Origin of the sequence: Rhodococcus sp. R1101 (assembly GCF_000278445.1) — a bacterium.
In the GTDB taxonomy this organism is placed as follows: domain Bacteria; phylum Actinomycetota; class Actinomycetes; order Mycobacteriales; family Mycobacteriaceae; genus Rhodococcus; species Rhodococcus gordoniae.
Window position 1 is genome coordinate 1 of record NZ_AJVB01000445.1, and the last position, 3,240, is coordinate 3,240.

General features: G+C 69.6%; 3 protein-coding genes. All 3 read left to right on the forward strand.

Going from position 1 to position 3,240, the window contains the following annotated elements; all coding sequences use genetic code 11:
• A partial coding sequence (locus tag R1101_RS0119540) for an SDR family NAD(P)-dependent oxidoreductase (RefSeq protein ID WP_016935006.1) occupies positions 1 to 537 on the forward strand: 537 nt, incomplete at its 5' end.
• Positions 538 to 627: 90 nt separating this feature from the next.
• Positions 628 to 1,389 carry an ABC transporter ATP-binding protein gene (locus R1101_RS0119545; RefSeq protein WP_016935007.1) on the forward strand — a complete coding sequence of 254 codons (762 nt, stop codon included), beginning with the start codon at positions 628 to 630 and terminating at the stop codon, positions 1,387 to 1,389.
• A gap of 11 nt (positions 1,390 to 1,400) precedes the next feature.
• Positions 1,401 to 3,240, forward strand: a 1,840-nt coding sequence (locus R1101_RS0119550) for an FtsX-like permease family protein (RefSeq protein ID WP_016935008.1), incomplete at its 3' end; no start/stop codon positions are given.

Here is a 3,240-nt window from a genome sequence, read left to right on the forward strand (position 1 = left end):
CGAACGGTCGAGCTGTTCGGCGGCGTCGACATCCTCGTCAACAACGCCAGCTTCAATCCGCTCGGCCCGCTGCTCGACCTGAAGCCGGCCGTGCTGGAGAAGGCGTACCGCTCGGGTCCGCTCGCGGCGCTGCAGGCCATGCAACTCGTCCACCCGATCATGAAGGCCCGCGGAGGCGGGTCCATCGTCAACATGGTCACCTCCGCCGCCGTGCGGTGGGACACCAGCGGGTACGGCGGCTACGCCTCGACCAAGGAGGCACTGCGGTCGCTGACGCGCACCGCGGCATCCGAATGGGGAATCGACGGTATCCGCGTCAATGCCGTCGCCCCCCACGCCCTCTCCCCGGGCCTGAAGAAATGGACGGAGACGTACCCGGAGGAGGCCGCCGCCTTCGTGAAGTCCATCCCGCTCCGCCGCATCGGCGACCCCGAACAGGACATCGGCCGCGCCGTGGCCTGGATCGTGAGCGACGACGCACGCTATCTCACCGGCGCGACGCTCCCGCTGGACGGAGGGCAGGCCCGCTGGGCCTGAGCTCCCGCCCGGCATACGCCCGTATCCCCGAGTCGAAGATCGGGGTCCTCCCCGATGGTGCGAGGGTCCCCGCACCGGGAAGATGGGTGCATGCCACTGCACTCGGCCCCAGCAGCCCGCGCCCAGGACCTGAAGAAGATCTACGGCAGCGGGGAAACCTCGGTACACGCCCTCGACGGCGTGACCGCCGACTTCGCCGCCGGTGAGTTCACCGCGATCATGGGTCCTTCCGGATCGGGCAAGTCGACCCTCATGCACTGCCTCGCAGGTCTCGACAGCGCCACCTCCGGAGCGGTCTTCATCGGCGACACCGACCTGACGACCCTGTCCGACAAGGGGATGACCCAGCTGCGGCGCGACCGCATCGGCTTCGTCTTCCAGGCCTTCAACCTCGTCCCCACTCTCACCGCGCTCGAGAACATCACCCTGCCGGTGGATATCGCGGGCCGCAAGGTCGATCGCGAATGGCTCGACACCGTCGTCAGCCGTCTGGGCCTCACCGACCGCCTCGGACACCGCCCCGGCGAGCTGTCCGGTGGACAGCAGCAGCGCGTCGCGTGTGCGCGTGCCCTCGCCGGCCGACCGGAGATCATCTTCGGCGACGAGCCGACCGGCAATCTCGATTCCCGCTCGTCCGGTGAGGTACTTTCCATCCTCCGGGCCGCCGTCGACGAGTTCGACCAGACCGTCGTGATCGTCACCCACGACCCGCGTGCCGCCGGCTACGCCGACCGCGTGGTGTTCCTCGCCGACGGACGCATCGTCGACGAGATGCGCGAACCCACGGCCGACCGTGTGCTCGACCGGATGAAGCAGTTCGATCCCGCCTCCGCGGCACCCGTGGCGGAATAGGAGACACCGCGATGAGTGGGAATCCCATCCGCAGAGTTGCCCTGCGCAACCTCGCCGCCCACAAGGTGCGGCTCGCTCTGACCGTGCTCTCCGTGGTGCTCGGCACGGCCTTCATCACCGGCTCGTTCGTCTTCACCGACACGCTGCAGCGCACCTTCGACAACATCTTCGGCGACGTCGCCCAGGGCGTCGACGTCCGCGTCGGCACCGAGGAGAACGGCACCAGCGGCGTACCGATCGCGGCCGTCGACGAGGTCGCAGCCCTCCCCGGCGTCGACCGCGTCTCTCCGACGATCGGTGGCGGCATCATCGTCCTCGACTCCGAGGGCGCCGCGATCCAGACCGGAGGCGCGCCCGCCGAGGGCTACGCCTACATCCCGCCCGACCGTCTCGTCGGCGAACCGGAGATCTTCGTCGCCGGTGCACCGCCCGCGCAGAACGGGCAGATCGCGCTCAACGAGAGCGCTGCGGAACGCGGCGGACTCTCGGTCGGCGACAGCACGACGGTGCTCACCATCTCCCAGGGCATGGTGCCGGTGACCGTCAGCGGCGTCTACCAGCTCGACACCGATACGGGCGGCTATATCGGCGCGTTGTTCACCGAACAGCAGGCGTCCCAGCTGTTCACCGACGGCCGGCACGTCGGTTTCCTCGACGTCGCGGGCGACGGGTCGCTCTCGCCCGACGAGTTGCGCGACGAGATCGCGGCGGCGCTGCCCGATCTGAAGGTCCAGACCGGCGCCGAGGTCACCGAGGAGACCAAGTCGCAGGTCGCCGAGGCACTGAACTTCCTCAACTACTTCCTGCTCGCGTTCGGCGCGATCGCGCTGCTCGTCGGCACGTTCATCATCTACAACACCTTCTCGATGATCGTCGCCCAGCGACTGCGCGAACTCGCTCTGCTCCGCGCGATCGGCGCGAGCCGCAAGCAGGTCGGCCGGTCCGTCACCCTCGAAGCCTTCGTCGTCGGCCTGATAGGCAGCGTCCTCGGCATCGCCGCCGGTGTCGCCCTCGCCTACGGCCTGCGCGCGGCGCTGAACGCCGCAGATCTCGGACTGCCGTCCGGCCCGCTGCAGCTGTCCCCGCGCACCGTGATCGTCGCGCTGCTCGTCGGCGTGGTCGTGACGATGATCAGTGCCTACGCCCCGGCCCGGCGCGCGACCCACGTTCCGCCCGTGGCCGCGATGCGCGAGGAATCCACTGCGACGGTCGAATCGCTGCGGCTGCGCACGATCATCGGTGTGCTCTGCGCGATCGTCGGTGCGGCCCTGGTCGTGGTGGGCGCCCAGCAGGTCGGCGGTGGCGCGGCCGCGACCGTCGGCATCGGCGCGTTCCTGCTGATCCTGGCGGTCCTGTTCGCGGCGCCGGCGCTGTCCCGACCCGTCGTGAACGCGCTCGGTGCCGTCTTCGCCCGACCCTTCGGATCCATCGGCCGGCTCGCGCGCACCAACGCGACCCGCAATCCCCGGCGCACCGCCGCGACGGCCTTCGCCCTCACCCTGGGCCTGATGCTCGTCTCCGTCATCGGCGTGTTCGGTTCGTCGGCGAAGGCGAGTGTCGACTCGCTCGTCGACAACGGCGTCGAGGCGGACTTCATGCTCACCGGGCCGCAGATGTTCGGCGTTCCGACGCCCGCCGCGGATGCGGTGCGCACCGTCGACGGCGTCGAGGAGGTCGTGCCCGTCTACGGCGTCCAGGCGAAGATCGACCAGGACTTCGAGTTCGGAGCCGCCGCAGGAGGGCCGCTCGAGGACGTCCTCGACCTGCAGATCACCGCGGGTACCGGCGATGTGTCCGGCAACGAGATCCTCGTCTCGCAGACCGCGGCGAACGATCGTGGCTGGCAGGTGG